Source organism: Paraburkholderia sp. SSBN10T (assembly GCF_056619545.1).
Map to the genome: position 1 here is coordinate 76346 of NZ_JBWQQI010000009.1, position 19560 is coordinate 95905.

Here is a 19560-nt window from a genome sequence, read left to right on the forward strand (position 1 = left end):
ATGAAATCAATCAAGTTCCCCGCAGGTCTCGCAGTCAGTGCCGTTGCGCTGGCAATCAGCTCAGCTGCATTTGCTGCTGGCGTGCCGACCATCGCTTACTTCAACAAGCCTGACTCTCACACCGCGGTCTACCTGAAGGGCAAAGACCCGGTAAAGGTGGCATCGGTTGAGCTGAACCTGAAGACGGCTTCGAAGGTTCTCGTTCAATTCACCAGCGGCATCGCCGATGAAAACGCCAAAGGCTGTCCCTGTTCAGTCCGCGCTTTCGTGACGATGGACGGAGAGCCTGCCCGACCGGTCAAGCGTGTGAATGTCGCTTCACCGGCTGTCCAGGAAGTCGACAAGTATGAGCACGACCGCCAGAATCTTGACGCTTCGACAGTCTATGAGGCGCCGGAAGGCAAACACACGTTCACCGTCACCTTCCAGAGGATGGACGGCGACACGGATGAGATTGAAGTTTACTACCCGAACATTCAGGCCATTGCTTTCCCGAACTGACCCGGCAGCATCTGGCTGAGCCCTGGGTAACCAAGCCGGACTGTTCTTAGGCCCGGCACTCAACGACATGAACTGAAATGAAGAAAAGCGGCGTATTGTTAGCCTTGGCAGGATGCGCGATAACCTCCCAGGCATTTGCCCAATCGAGCGTCACTCTTTACGGTGTCGTCGATACTGGCATTGGGTATATCCACAACTCGCAATCGTCAACCGGAAACCAGTCGACGCAAGTGAAGTTTGGCGGTGCGTTGATGGGTTCCCGCTGGGGGCTGAGAGGCACTGAGGACCTTGGTTCGGGATTGTCTGCCATCTTCCAACTGGAGAACGGATATAACCCGGGAACGGGTGCGCTCGGACAAGGCGGCCGGATGTTTGGTCGCTCGGCGATAGTCGGCCTGTCCAGCCGTTACGGTACGGTCAAGCTGGGACGAACATATGACCCGGTGACGGACCTTGTGCAGCCTTTGACCGAAGACAATTTTTTCAGTGGTCTGTTCGTTACGCCGGGTGACGTTGACAACTACGACAACGACCTTCGTGTAAGCAACGCCATCAAGTACATCAGCCCGGTCATGTCAGGCGTACAGGTAGAAGCGCTTTACGCCTTTGGTGGGGTAGCTGGAAGCACTGGCTCAGGCCAGACATACTCCGCGGCCATCAGTTATACGTCCGGCCCGCTTGGCGCGGCCGCCGGCTACTTTCATGCGGACGGCGGTGATACTCTCACGAATGGCATCCGTACATGGACAAGCAGTTCGGACTCGCTGTTCTTCTCAGCGATAAATCAAGGCTTCGCATCCGCGAAGTCGATTGACATCATCCACGCGGGAATCCAGTATGCCCTTGGGAAATTCACTCTCGGCGCGGGCTACAGCCATAGTCAATACAACCGCGACGCGAACTCCCGTTTCGCCGATGCCGCAAGATTTGACAACGGCGCCGTCTATGTGAACTATGTTCCACGTCCCGACGTTCTGTTGGGTGTCGGTTATAACTTCACCAGACTCAATGGACCGGCGAACGCGTCATATCACCAGGCCAATCTTGGCGCGCAGTATTTGCTGTCCAAGCGCACGTCACTTTACTGGACGGAGGGCTACCAGAAAGCAAATGGCACGAATCTCTCTGCCACGGGGGCGCTCATTTCGGCGCACGCCTCGGTCGGCTCATACGGCGTAAACTCTGGAACCGGCAGCCAACTTGTGACTGTCGTGGGCATACGGCACAAGTTCTAATCAATGGCGCATCGTGGCAAGCCGTCCAGATAGAGACACTAGCAACGGACGGCCCTTTGCGACGCCGCGCTCAAGACACATCCATGCCCAGTTTCGCCGAGAGTTCTGCAACTATCTCGGGTCCGTCATTTGCCAGCGCAATGTAGCAACTGCAGACGGGACGTCTGCTTTCGATGCCTGCGACGAGCAGCCTTACTTGACGATTCGAAAAAGCGCCGTGCGCCGGTGGCATGAGTCGGCCGCGTGGTCGCACGATATGTGCCTCTGGATAGAATGCCTCGTCAATCAACAAGCTTTCTACAGCTTCGGGTAATTCGCACTTGCTTCCGCGTTCGTATGTAACCCTTCTTCATTTCGCTGGTCGCAGACCCTCTCTCGGTCGCGAGCACCGGAGCACGCACGAAGACGAACTTTCTCAACATCCAAAGCTTTTCGAAGTCGAAGCATCTCCCTGGATAGCCGGTTCACGGCACACTGGACTTGAAAGAGAGTCTTGTCTGTGCCCCACCGATTTCAGTAAACAGAACGTCACCAAAACATCACGCCTTTTGGTTACAGTTCCGCACCTGCTAACTTACAAATATCTTATCGTGGTCCAGCCAGTTTCCTCCGTCTGTTTCGCGTCGGCCACCAGACGCGTGCTGGTAGTCGAAGACGACGTTGCAACCGCAAGAGAAATCCTTGCTGCCCTCCGCGAATACGGTTTCGCCGCGGAACTTGCAAGCACCGGCCAGGGAGGGCTGACGCGCATGCTCGAAGGCACCTTCCATTGTGTCGTGCTGGATCGGTTGTTGCCCGACGTCGACGGTTTGTCGGTCCTGTCTACTGTCCGCAACGTCGGTGTCGATACTCCTGTGCTGCTGCTCAGCGCGCTCGACACGGTCGACGAGCGGGTGCGGGGCCTACGTGCAGGCGGCGACGATTACCTGACCAAACCGTTCAGTTTCGATGAACTGACCGCTCGGCTAGATGCACTGCTACGCCGCCGGGCCGAGGTCGAGTCCCCGAACCTGATGCGCGTCGGCGATCTGGTACTGGACACGGTGCACCAGACGGTCACGCGCGATGGGCTGGCGATTGAACTTAAGCCCCGTGAGTTGCAACTGCTCGAGTACCTGATGCGGCATGCAGACCAGGTCGTGACCCGTGCACTGTTGTTCGAGGCGGTATGGAAATATCACCACCAGGTCCAGACCAACGTGATCGACGTTCACATCGGCCGCCTGCGCCGGAAAATATCCGTGGATGGTACAAAGTCCCAAATGATTGACACCGTTCGCGGTGCAGGATACGTGTTCAGTGCCGGCAATTGAACGTAGCTTTCTGCGAACCATATTGAGTGCGGGTCCGATCTTCGGGATCTTCATCATTTTGGCAGGAGTCCTGTTCGGTGTCGTGTACTGGCTCACCAGCGGCTATTTGATCGATCAGGTCGACGCCCGTCTGAAGCGGGAAAGTCTCCAGATGATTCATAGAACGCCGACGGAAGCGCGCTTGAACGTCGACGAACGCGGTAGGCGCGAAATGGCCGGTCAGCGACCCTACGCAATGTTTGACGGCGCGGGCGTGCGTGTCGCCGGCAATATCGAGCACTTGCCTGCCGCGCAGCCCGACTGGAAGCCGTTCGAATATACGCAACAGGTGCGGGACAAGAACGGCGATCTCGATGCAAAGCGCTATCGCGCCATTGCCTCGTCCTTACCGGACGGTGAGCGGATCGTCGTCGGACAGGCCATCGACGATGTCAAGCGCTTCGACGAAACGTTGATTCGCATCGCGCTCGGCGGTCTCGCCGGTACGATTCTTCTCGGCGCCGCATGTGGCTACGCGCTGTATCGAGCCTCGACCTTCCGTATCCGGGCAATCCGGGAGTCCTGCCAGGAGATCGTATCGAGCCAGTTTGAACGGCGTTTGCCGTTGAGCGGCACCAACAGCGATATGGATGCGTTGGTGGTGATCGTGAACTCGATGCTCGACGACACTCAGCAACTGGTCGTCGAGCTACGCGGTGTTTGCGCGTGGATCGCACATGATCTGCGCACGCCCATGACCAGTATGCGCGCAGGCCTTGAACGGGTCCGCCGCGGTGCGGGATCGACGGCAGAGTATGAAGTGGCAGTCGATCACGCGGTGGTGCAGGCCGATCGGGTGCTGGACCGGTTTTCCGCGCTGCTGCGGATCGCAGAGATTGAAGCCCATGCGCGACGCGAGCATTTCCGCCCAATCGATCTGGCGGAAATTCTGCAGGACGTTACTGAACTGTACGAGCCCATCGCCGATCAGTGCGGCGTTCGCATCGAGGTCCAGACGGATGAGTCGCCGCCGGTATTGGGCGACCGCGATCTGATTTTTGGTGCGATCGAGAACGTCGTCAATAACTCGCTGAAATTTACCCCGGCTGGCGGTAGCGTCACGCTATCCCTGAAAGTGTTGCCGCAGCGTGCGGTTGTCGAGGTCCGCGACACGGGACCAGGCATAGCCGCGGCAGATCGGGACGCTGTCTTGCGCCCCTTCTACCGCAGCGCCTGCGCAGTGGGCATGCCGACACCGGGGTATGGGCTCGGCTTGAGCCTGGTGTCCGCTACTGCACGTTTGCACAATGCCTCGCTGCAAATCGAGGACGCCAGTCCCGGGTGCCGGGTCCAGTTATGTTTTCCCGCGTCAGGTTGATCCGGCTAACCGGACACGGCGGCCCATTGACAAGTTGTGCAGGCGCTCTCGTGCCCAACGCTTACTGCAGCGGCGGCAGTCCCAGCGCAAGGCGGGTCTCGGCGGTTGCCGCCGCGAGGTCTTCACGGAACCGCGGGTTCTGCAACATTGCCGCAGCGATTAGCGTGCCGCTAAGCTTGCCTGCCTCGACATCGCTTGGGTAATGCACGCCCCCGAGCACCCGTCCGTCCGCGTAAGTCTCGGCGCGTGAGAAGATCTCTGCCCGCTTTTCCGGCACTATCTCGGCCAGCACGACTGCGCTCAGATAGGCGAACGTCGCATGGCCGCTTGGATAGCTTGGGGTTGTCCCTTCAGTCTTGATCCCAGGATGAACATCGCTGCTGCTGTTGTATGGGCGTGCGCGCCTCCAGTAGTCCTTGGCTTGCTTCAATGGTTCTTTGCCCTCCTGCGCAATCCGTTTGAAGAAAGCCTGGGTCACCGGCAGACGCTCGGCACGAAAATCCGGTCCGAGAACATCGGCGAACCGAAATACGCTCTTTTGCGTATCACCGTCGGCAAGCCTGAGCTGATCTGCGCTGCGCGTGTTTTGCAAGGACAGGACCTGCTGAAGGTCTTGTCGGCCGGTCGTGGAGTTCAATGCGGGAGGAGGTGAAATCAGGACCGTCAGGTCAGGTGCATGGCCAGCCAGATAGGTGCTGTCGGCTGCCGCCGCAACGCTGGCGACGCTCAGCAGAAACAGCGCCGTCGTGCCTCGAAGCCAGTGACGTGTGGGTCTTTCTCTCATGAGTCTTGTCTCTCTGTGGAATAAAGACGCGGAGCCTACGGCGCAATTATGAAATCTTGACCGCAAAAAGCTTTCAGCACTTTTTAGTTTTCGGCCGGCTTTGAAGAGCGGGTAAGAAGCGGTAAGCGGAATGCGGATTGCTAAAGGACACGCGAGCTAACGGATCAACGCATCAGTTCATCTTGTTTAGTTTTCCGTCATATCGAGATAACGCCGGCTGAATAAAGTTCGCCGCGCAGTCTGGAATTAAAAATATTCCGTAGCCAGGATGGCGTGCCACGCCATCCGCCAGCTCCAGTCGATCAACCTGAACCAGGTGTGCCTCGCGCACCGGACTTCGTTTGCCATGAAAATCAGTCAACTTCTTATCGCTTTGACCTCGGCATTGACTTTGACAAGCGTCCCGTGCGTGAGCATAAGCCTCGCGCAAGCGTCTGCGCTGGCGCAGGCAACGGCGCCAACGCAGACAAAACACGTGTTGCTCATCAGCATCGACGGAATGCACGAAGAGGATCTCGCGCGTTTCATCGCCGCTCATCCTGCCTCCGCGCTTGCTGAGCTTGCCCAGCACGCTATCGTGTATCGCCGGGCGATGACTCCTGTTCCGTCCGATTCGTTTCCAGGCCTTGTTGCGCTGATCAGCGGCGCGAGCCCGAGAACCTCTGGCATCTATTACGACGATAGCTACGCACGCGATCTATCGCCTGCAGGCAGCGATTGCACGACGCGTGGTGCGGAAGTGGTGTATGACGATTCCATCGATGCAAACGGGAAAGCACTCGACGGCGGTGGCGCAATTGACCCAGCGCGCCTGCCGCGCGACCCTACGCATGGATGTCGCCCGGTTTACCCGCACGAGTTCATTCGCGTCAATACCGTATTCGAAGTGATTCATCAGGCTGGCGGCAGCACCGCCTGGGCCGACAAGCACCTCGCATATGACTTCGTGAATGGCCCGAGCGGTACCGGGGTCGATAATTTGTACACGCCGGAGATCGCGGCGGTCGGCGAGAAGCTGCAGGCCTTTCCTGCCTACGACGACCTGAAAGTCGATGCGGTCCTCAGGCAGATCGAGAGTCACGACAGTCGTAACGCACATGCCGCAGGCGTGCCGCAATTGTTCGGCATGAATTTTCAGAATCTCAGCGTGGCGCAGAAATCGGGCGACGGTTATGTCGATGCCCATGCAGAGCCGGGTACGGCAATCGAAGGCGCACTCAAACACATCGACAATTCAGTTCGACGTCTGATCGACGCATTAAAGCGCAATGACCTGTATGCATCGACGTTAGTTGTGGTGACAGCCAAACATGGCCAGTCGCCAATCGACCTGACTCGCCTCCAACGTATTGACGGCAAGCGCGTGATCGACCGGGTCAACACTGTCGCGCCCGATCTGGTCGCGAAGGCTGCACTCGACGATGTCGGTCTGCTGTGGATCAAGGACCAGCGGCGTACCGCGGCAGTCGTTGCGGTGCTGCGCGCGCAAGCCGGCGAGTTGGGGATTGCCCACGTCTACGCGGGCAACGATATGCCACCAGGCTTCGGACGCGCAGCGCGTGACGCGCGTACCCCCGACATTGTGATTGAGACGGTGCCCGGTGTCGTCTACACCCGCGGCAAGAAGATCGCCGAACACGGAGGGTTGGCGGACGACGATCGTCACGTCGCACTGATGCTTTCACGCCCGGATCTCGCCGCTACAGAAGTCGACACTGCGGTCGGGACTCAACAGGTTGCACCGACCGTGCTACGCGCACTGGGGCTGAATCCGCAGGAGCTGCAAGCGGTTCGACTGGAACACACCACTTCATTGCCTGGTTCAGCCGCTCTCCGGCGATAACAACAGGCGACGCGAGGCGACGGCGGATCGCTCGCGAACAAACCATTCAATTTGGATTCCATAGCTATGAAAAACAGAGCGTTACTTGCAAAGCAGGTCAATGCGAAGAAAGTCGGCCTCAGCACGATCGCACTCGCCATCATAACGAGTCACGCATGGGCCGACCAGGTTACCGATATCGGGGACGTCTCGGCGAACGGAAGTGCAGGTGTTGCGACGGCAGCTACGCCCGCCGCGAGCAAAAAGGCACCGACTGCCGCGGCGGCGAAAGCCATTACTCAGGCGCCGCTGAATGCGACCTCGCCGCAAACGGACATCAGTACCGATTACATCAAGAATCAAGTGACCCCCCTTGCGGACTACGGTACGATCATTCGCATCGCGCCGAGCTACAGCAGTTCCTCGCCGAACGGTCCAGGCCTATCGGAAGCGAAAAACCAGACGCTGCGCGGCTTTCCGGACGGGCAGTTCAATGTCACTTACGACGGCCTTCCGTTCGGCGATACCAACGACTTTACCCACCACACGACATCTTATTTCCCCGCTGGAACGATCGGCGGGGTGAATATCGATCGTAGCCCGGGCGACGCAAGCGCTATTGGCTATGCAACATTCGGCGGCTCGGTCAATCTCCTCTCGCCGGTGCTGGACCCGAAGGGCAAGATCACGACGACGGCCGTCTATGGTTCGAACGCCACCTGGTTGACCGACCTAGGTGTCACCACAGGCATCATTCCGCAACTCAGTGACAGCAACATCTTCCTGAACGTGGAGCATGCGGAATCAAATGGTGCCTTGACCAACGGCGATACACGCAATAGCAATATCTATTTGAAGGATGTCACGCCGATTGGCAACGACACGGTATTGACGCTCGTTTATACCTATAACAAGATCCACTTCAATAATCCGGGTGGCGCGACGCTGCAGCAGGTGGCCGAGTATGGGTACGACTACGGGTTGAACAACAATCCGAGAAGTGCCAACTACTATGGCTATAACTACCAGGACAAGGAAACCGACTTCGCCTATATCGGCCTGAAGCACGATTTCGGCCACAACTGGTCTATTGAGAACAAGCTTTACACCTATTACTACTATAACCTCAGCCACGAACTGAATGGCGACGGCACGTCATCGCCGCTGTCGGGGCTCAGCGCGGCCAAGCCTTACGTCAATGGCAATGCAGCAACGGATATCGCGGGCGCGCTCAAGCTCAACGAGTATCGCACCTTCGGCGATACGCTTGCGGTGACCCACGACGATACGCTCGGCACGTTCACGACGGGCATCTGGGTCGAGCGTACCAACAACACGCGTAACCGCTACGCCTACGACTTCACGACGGGGAACCCGGTCAACGAGAACAAGACGTACGGCAATACCTACTACAACATGGTCGACCACGTCGACACGGAGCAGGCCTTTGCCGAATACGCCTGGAAAGCAACGCCGGCGTTAACGGTGACGCCCGGTGTGCGGCTCCAGAGTTTTACACGTTCGCTGTGGGCGACAGTCAACCAGAACAATCTGCCGGGCACCAACGGCGACACAGTGCACAAGACCTGGAACAGCGTGCTGCCCAGCATCAATGCGAACTACCGCTTCACGTCGCTGTGGTCCGGCTACGCGCAGATAGCAAAAGGAACGCTGGCCCCTAACCTGAATACGTTGTACTCGGCTAACCCGACCGGGAACGACAATGTTTCCCCGGAAAACTCGATCGCCTACCAGATCGGCACGGTGCTTAAGGGCGAGCGGTATACGTTCAACGCCGATGTCTATATGGTCGATTTCAACAACTACATTACCAAAACCGGGTCCGGCGCCAATGCTACCTATATGAATGCCGGAGGCGTGCGTTACACAGGTCTGGAAGCGGAAGGCAACGTTTTGCTGGGCAGGGGTTTTTCGTTCTATGCCAATGGCTCGCTGAACAAGGCGGTGTACACGCAAAACGGCATCGGCTCGCAGACTTGGAAAGCCGGGGAACAGATTTCCTTTGTGCCGAAATACACTGCGGCGGTCTCGCTCAACTACGACCAGGACGTGTGGCACGGCAGCCTGAGCACCAAGTTTGTCGGCGCGATGTATCAGGGCAGTAACGGTGAAGCCGACGGTCCGATCTACAAGGTCGGCTCTTATGCGGTCACCAGCCTGATGCTGGCACGCGATATAAGAGAGGTGGGGCCGTTGATCAAGAACGTGCGTGTGTCATTCGGGGTGGATAACCTGTTCAATTCTCACAAGATCACCGATAACCTTGGGCCTGCCGCCAGCGATACGAGCGGCGGTAAGGATCCGAGCCAGTACCTCTACTACTTCGTGCCGGGCCGCAGTTTCTACGTCTCCTTGCGTGCTGAAATCTGATTTCCGGTTCGGCCTGGGCGGTGTCAGGTCAAGTGCGTGCGAGCATCCTTAAGGTGCCTCCGGGCCATCCTGCCACCGTTCACGCCGGGCTATTGCATGTCGTTGAAGGTTCCTTGATCAACCAATCTGGAAGATTTTTGCATGGATTTGACTCACATTAATCAGTTGGCCCTCGGTTCGGGCGGCACGCTATACCTGATGGCCGTGCTGGTATTTGTCGGCCTGACGGTGATCATCGATCGCGGATTGTGGATGCGTCGCAACCTCCGGCATGGCGCACGGTTGATCCGCGATGTCAGCGCGCTCAGCATAGTCGATACTGCGCAGGCGCAACGACTGTCCGAGGCTTGCGCGGATTCGCCGCTGGGGCGCTTACTGCAGGGTTACAAACACCGGCTGGACGATGCGGACAGCGGATCGCTCGATGCGTCACTGGAAGAGATCATCTATCTCGAGGTGCCGCATGTCGACCGCGGCTTGTGGGTGCTCGACACGGTCATCACCGTCGCACCGCTGCTTGGACTTTTCGGCACCATCGTCGGCATGTTCAATGCATTCGATGTACTCGGCAAAAGCGGCGGCGATCCGACACAGGTGACCTCCGGCGTCGCGGAAGCGCTGATCGCTACGGCCTGCGGGTTGGCAATCGCGATCAGTCATCTCTGGTTTTTCAACGGCATGAACGATTCCGTCAGACAGATCGTGCATCAGATGGAGACACTCAAGCGTTTGCTCCTGAACCGCAGACCCGTCGGTCAGCGGGCCGCAGACCCTGTCAGCCCCGCGTCGCGTCGCGACCGTGCCACCGTCTGAGATCTGTTATGCGCTATTTCGAGAGCAAGAAAGCTCGCATTGAAGTCGTGCCGATGATCGACATCATGTTTTTTCTGCTGGTGTTTTTCATCATGGCTGCGATCAGGATGATCCCCGCCAGTGGTTTGCAGACCAGGCTTCCAGGCAGCGCGACTACGCAGGATCTGCCACATACCAAGGTGGTGGTGACATTGCAGTCTGATGGTTCAATCGAGATGGATCGCCAGAAGCTGACACTTGACGCCCTGACAGAGCAACTGCGTGCCCATGATCCCGAGCACACCGTCGTCACTGTCGCCAGCGATAGGGCCGCCAGTGTCCAGAACCTGACCAGCCTGATGGATGCCTGTCGGAAAGCCGGCGTGACTCAGATCGGTATCGCTGCACGTCAGACGCCATGAGTTCGCCCCATTTTTACCGTCAGAATTCGTGGCCGATTCGGCCGATGGTGCTAGCGCTGATTATTGAAGGCGGGTTGCTCCTGGGCGGCGGCTGGATGCTACATCAGCACACCCAACGAACATCGGACGTGATTCCCGAACATATCGTCAGTCTGGTTATGTCGGCGCCCACGCCTGTGCCCGATACGCAGCCGCCCGCACCCAAACCGGAATCGAGGCCGACGCCCAAGCTGCCAACCCCGAATCCGCACCCGGTGCAGCACCCGACGGCGCAGCCACGCCCGACGCTCCCTGCTGCGCAGGCACCGCTACCGCCCGCTCAGACCGAGGCGACGGTGCCAACCGCTGCTGCAGCGTCGCCACCCGAGCCCATCTCACCGCCCGCTGCGCCTGCGGAAAGCACCGGGCCGAGCCCTGTCGATCTGTTCGCCGCGCGACTGCGCGCCGCAATCCAGGCGGCCGTGGTTTACCCGTTTTCGCTTCGGGACATGAGGCTCGACGCCAAGGTTGAAGTCGAGTTTGTCTATGAGGATGGCGAGGTTCGGCAACTGCGAGTGGTGCGCGGTGGCCAGGCCGCCGCGTTCGATCGAGCGGCGCTTGCTGCGGTTCAGGCCGCGACGATGCCGCAGGCGCCTGCCGACCTGCATGGACACGCGCATACCTTTCGGGTCACGGTCAGGTTTGAGGCTGGTTAGCCAACGCAATTCCGGCGCCCGCCGTTTTCACGGGGCTGGGCGGAAGGGCCTGCTCTCTGACAAAAATGTAGTTGATGAAGTGTCAACATACCGCAGTTCGGCTGTGAACCTCAGCGCATGGCAAGACGCATCAGTACCTCGAACGGTAGCGCGAGCAATGCGGCGCCAGCCACACCGGCACACCAGAGCGCGGCGAACCAGAAGATGGATCGGCTTTTCATTTCATCCCCCATTGGACGTGTTTTCCTGGCCTTGGTGCGCCGCGCTTTTTGTCAACCGCTAGTGATACTGGGCACCGTCGGCGACTTTCCCTCGAAACACCCAATACCCTGCCGTCGTGTACGCGATGATGATCGGCAGAATAACGACCGCGCCGACCAGCGCGAATAGCTGGCTCGACCTCGGCGCAGAGGCGTCGGCGAGGGTCAAGGAATAGGGAATCGCGTACGGCCAGATGCTGAAGAGCAGGCCGACATACCCCAAAAGTACCAGCACAAGCGCAAGAACAAACGGCGCCACGCTCGCGCGCCGCTTGACGGCCCGGAACATGCAGAAGGCAGCGATGACGGCCAGCGAGGGAGCAATCACCAGGCGCGGCAGCAATCCCGAGTCGAACCAGCGACTGGCGATCTGCGCGTCCGACAACGGTGTCCAAACCGAAACTGCAACCATGAAGATCAGCAAGACTACGGTCAACGGCCAAACGAGCTGGTGCATTCGGCGTTGCAAGTCCCCGCCGGTCTTGATGACGAGCCAGGCCGCGCCGAGCAGCGCATACGTGGACATCAAACCGAGTCCGGTCAACAGGCTAAACGGTTGTAGCCAGAAGAACGGATCGCCGCTGAAGCGGCCGCCGGAGATCGGAATCCCTTTCAGATAGGCTCCAAGAATGACCCCCTGAAAAAACGATGCCCCTGCTGAGCCCACGATAAAAGCGAGGTTCCAAAGATTTTTGGTGCGTGATGCCTTGCCGCGGATTTCGAAAGAGACGCCGCGGAAGATAAGACATATCAGCATGAAAACGATCGGTAGATACAATGCGGACAACGCGATCGAATACACCGCTGGGAATGCCGCATAGAGTGCCGCACCTCCCAGCACAAGCCAGGTCTCGTTGCCGTCCCAGACGGGAGCGATAGCATGCATCATCATGTCGCGCTCCCGGTCGTCCGGGAAAAACGGAAAAATGAGGCCGATGCCGAGATCGAACCCGTCCAGCAACACATACATGAATAGACCAAATGCGATGATCGCTGCCCAAGCAAGCGTGATGCTCATTTACGGCTCCCGTTGAGTCGAATGGATGGCGCTCTTTCACTCCAGAACGGTGAGAGGCCTGCGTCCGGATTGATCGATGACTTGGGGCTGCGTGATCGGTTTGCGTGGCGTTTCGGGTACGGCGGGTCCTTGAGCAATCAGCCGCAAGATGTAATAGATTCCCGTCCCGAACACGAGGAAATACACGACCACAAACATCATCAACGACACACCCGCGCTTTGCGCAGTGAGGGGCGAAACGGCGTCCGCGGTGCGCAATACGCCGTATACGACCCAAGGCTGTCGGCCCGCCTCGGTGGTGATCCATCCGGCAATCAGTGCCACAAATCCGAGGGGTCCCATTGCAACGACGAGTCGCTGAAACCACCTGGAATACATCAGGCGTCCGCGCCATCGCAACAATGCGCCGACAAGCGCCGTAAAGATCATCAACATGCCTAATCCAGCCATCAGGCGAAACGTCCAGAAGATGATGCTTGAATTCGGCCGGTCCGCTTTTGGAAACTCCTTTAGCCCTTGAATCTCGCCCGTCCAGCTATGCGTAAGGATGAGACTGCCCAGGTGAGGGATCTTGATCGCATGGCGTGTGACCTCCGCGTCCATGTCGGGAAGCCCGACAAGGTTGAGGGCCGTGCCACCGTGTTCCGTTTCCCATAGGCCTTCGATAGCGGCGATCTTGGCTGGCTGGTATTTGCGCGTATTGAGACCATGCTGGTCACCAACCAGGGCCTGCACAGGTGCGAGGACGAGCAATAGCCACAGAGCCATCGAGAACGTTGTCCTGATCGCCGGATCTCGCCTGCCCTTCAGCAGGTGCCACGCTCCGGTTGCCGCCACCACGAGCGCGGCGACAAGAAATGCGCCTAGCGTCATATGCAGCAGCCTGTATGGAAACGAGGGATTGAAGATGATTTTCAACCAATCGACAGGGACCACATGGCCGTTTTCGATCGAAATGCCCTGCGGCGTTTGCATCCAGCTATTGGACGCGAGAATCCAGAACGTCGAGATCAGCGTACCGACCGCAACCATCACCGTCGCACCGAAATGTGCACCGCGGCCCACCTTGTCCCAGCCGAATAGCGCGATGCCGAGAAAGCCGGCCTCGAGGAAGAAAGCAGTCATGACCTCGTAGGTCAACAGAGGCCCTGTCACCGGTCCGGCGAAGCTCGAGAAACCTGACCAGTTCGTACCGAACTGATAGGCCATGACGACTCCGGACACGACCCCCATGCCGAATCCAACCGCAAAGATCTTTGACCAATAAACACACAGGTCTTTGTAGTGCTGCTTGCCGGTGCGCAGCCATGCCGCTTCGAGCACGGCGATGAAGCTGGCCAAACCAATGCTCAATGCCGGGAAGATGATGTGAAACGATACGGTGAAGGCGAACTGTATTCTCGATAGATCCAGGGCACTGAGACTCATGACAATGACTCCACGTGTGAGCGTATGACCCGGTCGCCAGGGTGATGAGACGGCGTGCGTTCGTCCACCTCACACCCGGGCAAATTTCGCTAGCGACCGAGGCTATACGCAACCTACGGCCAGGGCAATCCCCCTAACGGGTGTTCGCAGAATGAGCGCCGCGTGGCACGGGTACCACAGTCAGTGACCGGACGCCCTGCGCGCCTCGAATCAATACACCCTCGATATCCGCTGTAGCAGAGGGACCGCTCATCAGGACGGCGTAGTTGGCCTGCAAAAATTCGGGCCGATGGTAGGTCTGGTGGAGATTGCCGATGATGTCGCGTTCGTCGAGAAGCGCTACCAGGTGCTGCGAGAGATAACCGAGCGCGTTGACGTGGTACTCGGCCTCGCTCAACCAGATCGAACCCGTCTCTGCAACAGCGAAGGCCGCGCGCACGATGCCGACATCGACATCGTCCAGTTCATGCGGGTCCACCACGTCTTCGATTCGGCGGGTACCCGCCACTTCCGGCACGGCTGAGCACACCACCTTTGCGTCCGGAAATAGTCTCCTGATCATGGCCTCGATGTCCCCATCGGCTGGAGCGCTTGCCCATGTGCCCCCCATCGCCGCCAATAGCTGGGGGAATTGCTCGCGGGCCGGCGGCAAGTGTTCATCGAACATCGGAACGGCCGGCAGATCGACCGGATTTCTGCGTGCTCGCAGTACTCTTTCCAAAATTGCGTCGCGGCTGCTCATTTGATTCCCCTGTTCTTCAAATACCACTGGCGAAACGTCGATTCAGGCGCCTCGGGCAATTCACGTTGCTTGCCCCATGCGTTGAACGGGTTGTAGAGAAACGCGCGCGGCAGATCAGCAACGGCCTTTTCTGCACCTTCAACGGCAAGCCGGAAGATTTTTGGATTAGCCATGACCACGCCCGCTGCGCGCATTGCCTGCCTTTTGATGAAGGGCAGTTCGTGCTGCTCCGTGACGATTTGCCGCCATTTGTAAATCTGTTCGTGAATATTGATCTTCACGGGGCAGACGTTCGTACAACTGCCATTCATCGTCGACGCAAAAGGCAGCGCGCTGTATTTCTTGAGATCGAACGTCGGATTGATGATCGCTCCAATGGGCCCCGAATAAACGCCGCCGTAGCTCAAGCCGCTGCTGCGGCGATACACCGGGCAGGTGTTCATGCATGCCCCGCAGCGTATGCATTTCAACGAATACCAGAAGTCGTCCATGGTCAGACGTTCGGAGCGTCCGTTGTCAACGAGGACGAAGTGCATCTCTGCGCCCTTGCGGGGTCCGCGAAAGTGAGACGTATATTGCGTGATCGGCGATCCGAGCGCGTTGCGCGCCAGCATACGGATGAAAACACCGAGATGCTCCTGGCGCGGAATCAGCTTCTCGATGCCGATCGACGCAATATGAAGCGGCGGCACGTTTGCCGACAAATCGGCATTACCCTCATTGGTGCACGTGACGACGGTGCCCGTCTCTGCGACGGCAAAGTTGCAGCCTGTCATGCCTGCGTCGGCGTCGAGAATGAAGGGGCGGGTGCGTTGCCTCTGCGCTTCGGCGAGGTGATGGATGTCACTGTCGGCAGGATCGGTACCGATCGTTCTCGCGAACACTTCGGCTACGTCGGATGCCAGCTTGTGCACGGCGGGCACCACGACATGACTCGGCTGCTCATTGTCGAGCTGCTGGATCTGCTCACCCAGGTCCGTTTCGATCACCGAAATCCCGCGCGCCTCGAGGTAGGGCCGCAGCTCGCATTCCTCAGTCAGCATCGACTTGCTCTTCACGAGCCTGCTCGCGCCGCGCGCCTGCAGAATTTCGTGGACGATGCGGTTGTGTTCAGCCGCATCGGCCGCCCAATGCACGGTCACGCCGTTGCGCGTCGCGTTACGTTCGAACTCCTTGAGATAGTCCGACAGGTGTGTGAGCGTGTGTTCCTTGATCGCCGACGCAAGAGAGCGAAGTTCCTCCCATTCCGGAATCGCATAAGTCACCTGGTCCCGGTTCTGGCGCAACTGCCATAGGCGCTTGTCATGAAATTCAAGGTTGGCTTCGTGCCCAATGAATCGCTTTGAGAGCTTCTCGTGGTCAACACGTGTCATGATCTTGCTCCGTTAAGAATCTGGGCGATGTGGATGAACTTGAGGTCAAGCCCGAGCCTCTGTGCACACCCTTTTTGGTGCATGAGGCACGACGAATCTGCGGACACGATGTACTCAGCGCCGGCGTGTGCGTGGTCGCGTACCTTGTCCTGACCCATGCGTGCCGAAACTGGCTCCTCGGTCACGCAAAACGTGCCTCCGAACCCACAGCATTCATCGGGCCGCGAGGGTATGACGAACTCGATGTCCTTCACTTTGTTCAGCAGATCGAGTGGTTTCGAAAACGCTGGACCGTTGATCTCCGACATCTTCGCGGTGTGCAGGCCGCGCAATGTTCCGCAGCTATTGTGCAATCCGACTTTGTGCGGAAATTCGGCCCACGGAAACGCTTCGACCTTGAGCACGTCGTGCAGGAATTCCACCAGTTCGAACGTGCGGCTGCGGACCTTTTGCACGGCGGCGTTTTGTTCAATCGCCGTCATATGATCTCGCACGTGATGTACGCAACTGCCGCTCGGCGCGACCACGTAGTCGAAGTCCGCAAAATTCTTGACAAAGAGCGCTTCGGTGGCAGCCGCATCGCTTTCGCATCCACTGTTCCCCATTGGCTGGCCGCAACAGGTCTGATCGAGCGGATAGAAGACGTTGCAGCCCAGGCGCTCCAGCAATTCGAGTGTCGCAATACCAACTTCCGGAAAGAATGCATCTATAAAGCAGGGTAAGAATAGAGCTATATTCATATATGTGGACTCCTAATCCATTAAAAAATTGATCAACTTAAACGCCCCAAATACCCAGATCATCTATTCAATGGAATGCATCGGCATGGACTCTTTCAAAGAGCTTGTGATTGTCCCTGTAATCGACGTGTACTCCGACGATCACCGGTCCCGGCATTTCGAACGCACGCTTGAGCCCGGACCGGGAAGTCCCCATCGGGACTGAGAAGGGCCATGGTATAGAACCACGCGCAGTCTGTTTCGACGACTTCCTGCATAACGTTGCTCCTTCGAATTTTTGAGAAATCCGGATAACCAACCGCGAAATCAAGGTAAGTTGCTCATTAACACGGGCTATTAATATTTATAGTAGCCAGCGTGAAAATGACATTGCAATTCGTCAATAGATAAAGAAAGACCGACTGTCCGCACGCGCCCGTTTCGATGTCAGTTCGCAATGGAAGATATGAAGGGTCATGCTACGACTTCGCGCAAAGACGGTCCAAGACCAGCTTGTTATCCTTCCATGTCTTTTTTCTTATAGTGGCGGGGCGCCGGTGCTCTAGGCAGGGCTTTGTCTGGCGTGAGCGTTTTGATGAACTCATGCAAATGCGGCGCGAGATCGTCACTGCGGAAGCTCGCTGTCAGCGTGGTGATCCGGGATGCGCCGACCCCTTGCAGCGACCGGAAAACCACATCCGGGCGGCTGTGGCGCGCAACCGATTCACCGACGAAAGTGATGCCAAGTCCGCTCCCCGCCAGCGCGATCGCAGTCTGAATTTCCTGCGCGTGGTACGCGACGCGCGGCGTCAATCCCGCGTCCTGGTACAGCGATTCGACAAAGCGCGAGAATCGTGCATTGGGATGCTTCGGATAGAGCACAAGCGGGGACTGTTCCAACTGTGCCATGTGTACCGCCTTGTTTGCCGCCAGGGGGTGATCGGGCGCAAGCGCAATCATCACCCGCTCCCGCAGCAGCAGTAGCGAGGAGCACCCTGCTATGGCTTGCGCTTGCCGGCCAATGCCGACGTGGATTCGATGTTCGTGCAGCGCATCGGGCTGTTCTTCGGTGAGCATCTCGAACAGTTTGAGCTCGACACCCGGGTGACTGCGGTCGAAGGCCTTGAGGGCGGCAGGCAACACGCTGTACATCGCCGAGCGCGTGAAGCCAATGCCGAGCCAACCCCGCTTGCCAAGCCCGATTTCACGCGTGGCGAGCTTGGCCCGCTCATAGTTGGACAGCATGTGACGCGCCTCGGCGCTGAAATAATGTCCCGCTTCCGTCAAACGCAACGGGCGGGCGCTACGGTCGAACAGTTGTGCGCCGAGACGTTGTTCCAGCAAGCCGATTTGCCGGCTCAAAGCGGGCTGTGCGACGTGAAGACGTTCTGCAGCGCGGCTGAAGTTCAGTTCATCCGTTAGCATTACGAGGAATTTTAAATGCCGGAAATTCATGACTGACAATACCTGTATTTCTGGTGAGATCCGGAGTAACGTACTTGAAGACGTTTCCCATTTCTCAATTCAATAAACTGAAATCGGTGCGTCGTGAACTACCGGTTTGGTTTTCCGGTCTGTGGCCGATTACCCGTCATCCAACCCCTTCTTTGTTCTGCTGCGAAAACGCGCGGCTCAATTCCCACGTGAGATCGGCATGCCGAAGCGGCTTGCGCAGCACAGCGCAGTTAATCCGCCGTTGAGACGACAATTTAGTCGGCGGCGAGCGGCTTGGGATGAATCGTTGGTTGCTGCGGCGTGAAAGATTTTCAAACGGGCGGGTGGGAGCTCAGCTAAGCGTGTGCTTCAACCACTCGACAAAGGACGCGCATTCCCAGCGGTCGAGCGTGCCAGGCTTCCAGCACAGAAAGAAGTGATGCGGCGAGGGCACACTGCGTGGCGAGAGGCGAACCAGTTGGCCGCTGTCCAGCCAGGCGGCGCCAAGCTGCAGACGCATCAGGGCGACGCCGAAACCGGCGACCGCCGCATCGAGTACGAGCCCAATGTCGTTGAACTGCGAACCCTCGCGCGGTTCGTCCAGGGTGATGCCGTTTGCGCTGAACCAGGTACGCCAAGGTTCGAGCGGGCAGCGGATCAAGCGGGCGCGCGAAACCGCGTCGAGTGTGGCAAATTCATGGAGCTGCCCGGCTTCGTTCAAGTATTCGGGGCTGCAAACGGGAGTCACCTCGTCGGACGAGAGGCGCAACGATTCGCGATCCGGATAGGGGCCGGTGCCAAAGCGCACTTCGATGTCGGCCTCCTCGGCCGTCACGTTGAGCATTGGGATCGTGACCTGGAGCACCAGGTCAATCTCCGGGTAAGCGTGGCGAAACAGCGCCAGCTTGGGTAAAAGCACCTGCCGGGAAAAGGTGGGCGTAACCGCGACACGCAACCGTGTGGTGCCGGCTGCACTGCCATGGCTGGGAATCTGCTGTAGCACGGCCAGCGCCTCGCGTACCCGATTCAGGTAGACCGCACCCTCAGTGCTGAGGCTGAAATCGGGGCGAGCGAAAAGCTTGATGCCCAGTTGAGATTCGAGCTGCCGGATGCGATGGCTAACAGCGCTGGGCGTGACACTGAGTTCCTCGCCGGCGAGCGTGACGCTGCGCAACCGGGCCAGCGTCTCGAACGCCAGCAGTCCTTGGATGGAGGGGATGCGCGAGGTAGCCATAGTGAAAGGGATCACATCGTGTGAGAACCTGGGCCGATGT

Annotated in this window: 18 protein-coding genes; 9 read left to right on the forward strand and 9 right to left on the reverse strand. The window is 58.3% G+C overall.

From position 1 onward, the window contains the following. From AC1ECK_RS16040 to AC1ECK_RS16055, 4 genes are all read left to right on the forward strand, one after another. Nucleotides 1-501: a hypothetical protein gene (locus AC1ECK_RS16040; protein WP_480320775.1), complete on the forward strand. Its 501-nt coding sequence runs from the start codon at nucleotides 1-3 to the stop codon at nucleotides 499-501. 77 nt (nucleotides 502-578) lie between these two features. Continuing rightward, entirely contained in the window at nucleotides 579-1736 is a 1158-nt protein-coding gene (locus AC1ECK_RS16045; protein WP_480320777.1) for a porin, read from the forward strand. A gap of 638 nt (nucleotides 1737-2374) precedes the next feature. Beyond that, nucleotides 2375-3049: a response regulator transcription factor gene (locus AC1ECK_RS16050; protein WP_480320779.1), complete on the forward strand. Its 675-nt coding sequence runs from the start codon at nucleotides 2375-2377 to the stop codon at nucleotides 3047-3049. Then, nucleotides 3036-4406: a sensor histidine kinase gene (locus tag AC1ECK_RS16055; RefSeq protein WP_480320781.1), complete on the forward strand. Its 1371-nt coding sequence runs from the start codon at nucleotides 3036-3038 to the stop codon at nucleotides 4404-4406. The genes AC1ECK_RS16050 and AC1ECK_RS16055 overlap by 14 nt, the downstream gene beginning before the upstream one ends. A gap of 61 nt (nucleotides 4407-4467) precedes the next feature. On the opposite strand, the gene AC1ECK_RS16060 is transcribed toward AC1ECK_RS16055, so the two are convergent. Together AC1ECK_RS16060 and AC1ECK_RS16065 are read right to left on the reverse strand one after the other, a co-directional pair. Next, nucleotides 4468-4998, reverse strand: coding sequence for an acid phosphatase (locus tag AC1ECK_RS16060; protein ID WP_480320783.1), 531 nt, complete (start codon nucleotides 4996-4998; stop codon nucleotides 4468-4470). Between the two features lie 364 nt (nucleotides 4999-5362). After that, nucleotides 5363-5728, reverse strand: coding sequence for a hypothetical protein (locus AC1ECK_RS16065; RefSeq protein WP_480320784.1), 366 nt, complete (start codon nucleotides 5726-5728; stop codon nucleotides 5363-5365). Between AC1ECK_RS16065 and AC1ECK_RS16070 the strand changes: the two genes are divergently transcribed. From AC1ECK_RS16070 to AC1ECK_RS16090, 5 genes are all read left to right on the forward strand, one after another. Continuing rightward, nucleotides 5690-7033 carry an alkaline phosphatase family protein gene (locus tag AC1ECK_RS16070; protein ID WP_480320785.1) on the forward strand — a complete coding sequence of 448 codons (1344 nt, stop codon included), beginning with the start codon at nucleotides 5690-5692 and terminating at the stop codon, nucleotides 7031-7033. The two genes, AC1ECK_RS16065 and AC1ECK_RS16070, sit on opposite strands and share 39 nt — an antisense overlap. 66 nt (nucleotides 7034-7099) lie before the next feature. Next, nucleotides 7100-9403 (forward strand): TonB-dependent receptor, encoded by a 2304-nt coding sequence (locus AC1ECK_RS16075; protein WP_480320786.1) that lies wholly within the window; start codon nucleotides 7100-7102, stop codon nucleotides 9401-9403. A gap of 141 nt (nucleotides 9404-9544) precedes the next feature. Then, a complete protein-coding gene (locus AC1ECK_RS16080; RefSeq protein WP_480320787.1) occupies nucleotides 9545-10216 on the forward strand; it encodes a MotA/TolQ/ExbB proton channel family protein in 672 nt (223 codons plus the stop codon). An 8-nt stretch (nucleotides 10217-10224) separates the two neighbouring features. Further along, nucleotides 10225-10617, forward strand: a complete 393-nt coding sequence (locus tag AC1ECK_RS16085; protein WP_480320789.1) for an ExbD/TolR family protein — start codon at nucleotides 10225-10227, stop codon at nucleotides 10615-10617. Next, nucleotides 10614-11312: a TonB family protein gene (locus AC1ECK_RS16090; protein ID WP_480320791.1), complete on the forward strand. Its 699-nt coding sequence runs from the start codon at nucleotides 10614-10616 to the stop codon at nucleotides 11310-11312. Before AC1ECK_RS16085 ends, AC1ECK_RS16090 begins: the two co-directional genes overlap by 4 nt. Nucleotides 11313-11591: 279 nt before the next feature. Here AC1ECK_RS16090 and cydB read toward each other — a convergent pair whose 3' ends face one another. From cydB to AC1ECK_RS16125, 7 genes are all read right to left on the reverse strand, one after another. Next, on the reverse strand, nucleotides 11592-12590 hold the full coding sequence (cydB, locus tag AC1ECK_RS16095; protein ID WP_480320793.1) for a cytochrome d ubiquinol oxidase subunit II: 999 nt from the start codon (nucleotides 12588-12590) through the stop codon (nucleotides 11592-11594). A 36-nt stretch (nucleotides 12591-12626) separates the two neighbouring features. Next, nucleotides 12627-14018, reverse strand: a complete 1392-nt coding sequence (locus AC1ECK_RS16100; RefSeq protein ID WP_480320795.1) for a cytochrome ubiquinol oxidase subunit I — start codon at nucleotides 14016-14018, stop codon at nucleotides 12627-12629. Nucleotides 14019-14151: 133 nt separating this feature from the next. Further along, entirely contained in the window at nucleotides 14152-14760 is a 609-nt protein-coding gene (locus AC1ECK_RS16105; protein WP_480320797.1) for a LutC/YkgG family protein, read from the reverse strand. After that, nucleotides 14757-16133 carry a lactate utilization protein B gene (locus tag AC1ECK_RS16110; protein WP_480320799.1) on the reverse strand — a complete coding sequence of 459 codons (1377 nt, stop codon included), beginning with the start codon at nucleotides 16131-16133 and terminating at the stop codon, nucleotides 14757-14759. The genes AC1ECK_RS16105 and AC1ECK_RS16110 overlap by 4 nt, the downstream gene beginning before the upstream one ends. After that, nucleotides 16130-16873: a (Fe-S)-binding protein gene (locus tag AC1ECK_RS16115; RefSeq protein ID WP_480320801.1), complete on the reverse strand. Its 744-nt coding sequence runs from the start codon at nucleotides 16871-16873 to the stop codon at nucleotides 16130-16132. The genes AC1ECK_RS16110 and AC1ECK_RS16115 overlap by 4 nt, the downstream gene beginning before the upstream one ends. A 495-nt stretch (nucleotides 16874-17368) precedes the next feature. Then, entirely contained in the window at nucleotides 17369-18307 is a 939-nt protein-coding gene (locus AC1ECK_RS16120; RefSeq protein ID WP_480320803.1) for a LysR family transcriptional regulator, read from the reverse strand. A gap of 331 nt (nucleotides 18308-18638) precedes the next feature. Beyond that, on the reverse strand, nucleotides 18639-19520 hold the full coding sequence (locus tag AC1ECK_RS16125; RefSeq protein WP_480320805.1) for a LysR substrate-binding domain-containing protein: 882 nt from the start codon (nucleotides 19518-19520) through the stop codon (nucleotides 18639-18641). Nucleotides 19521-19560: the final 40 nt, after the last annotated feature.

Coding starts and splice junctions, on each gene's coding strand:
- AC1ECK_RS16065 (WP_480320784.1), bottom strand. CDS start 5,728: ATGAGCGGCGATGAAACGCGCGAGATCCTCTTCGTGCATTCCGTCGAT.
- AC1ECK_RS16075 (WP_480320786.1), top strand. CDS start 7,100: ATGAAAAACAGAGCGTTACTTGCAAAGCAGGTCAATGCGAAGAAAGTC.
- AC1ECK_RS16090 (WP_480320791.1), top strand. CDS start 10,614: ATGAGTTCGCCCCATTTTTACCGTCAGAATTCGTGGCCGATTCGGCCG.
- AC1ECK_RS16125 (WP_480320805.1), bottom strand. CDS start 19,520: ATGGCTACCTCGCGCATCCCCTCCATCCAAGGACTGCTGGCGTTCGAG.
- AC1ECK_RS16110 (WP_480320799.1), bottom strand. CDS start 16,133: ATGACACGTGTTGACCACGAGAAGCTCTCAAAGCGATTCATTGGGCAC.
- AC1ECK_RS16040 (WP_480320775.1), top strand. CDS start 1: ATGAAATCAATCAAGTTCCCCGCAGGTCTCGCAGTCAGTGCCGTTGCG.
- AC1ECK_RS16105 (WP_480320797.1), bottom strand. CDS start 14,760: ATGAGCAGCCGCGACGCAATTTTGGAAAGAGTACTGCGAGCACGCAGA.
- AC1ECK_RS16080 (WP_480320787.1), top strand. CDS start 9,545: ATGGATTTGACTCACATTAATCAGTTGGCCCTCGGTTCGGGCGGCACG.
- AC1ECK_RS16085 (WP_480320789.1), top strand. CDS start 10,225: ATGCGCTATTTCGAGAGCAAGAAAGCTCGCATTGAAGTCGTGCCGATG.
- AC1ECK_RS16045 (WP_480320777.1), top strand. CDS start 579: ATGAAGAAAAGCGGCGTATTGTTAGCCTTGGCAGGATGCGCGATAACC.
- cydB (WP_480320793.1), bottom strand. CDS start 12,590: ATGAGCATCACGCTTGCTTGGGCAGCGATCATCGCATTTGGTCTATTC.
- AC1ECK_RS16070 (WP_480320785.1), top strand. CDS start 5,690: ATGCACGAAGAGGATCTCGCGCGTTTCATCGCCGCTCATCCTGCCTCC.
- AC1ECK_RS16100 (WP_480320795.1), bottom strand. CDS start 14,018: ATGAGTCTCAGTGCCCTGGATCTATCGAGAATACAGTTCGCCTTCACC.
- AC1ECK_RS16120 (WP_480320803.1), bottom strand. CDS start 18,307: ATGAATTTCCGGCATTTAAAATTCCTCGTAATGCTAACGGATGAACTG.
- AC1ECK_RS16115 (WP_480320801.1), bottom strand. CDS start 16,873: ATGAATATAGCTCTATTCTTACCCTGCTTTATAGATGCATTCTTTCCG.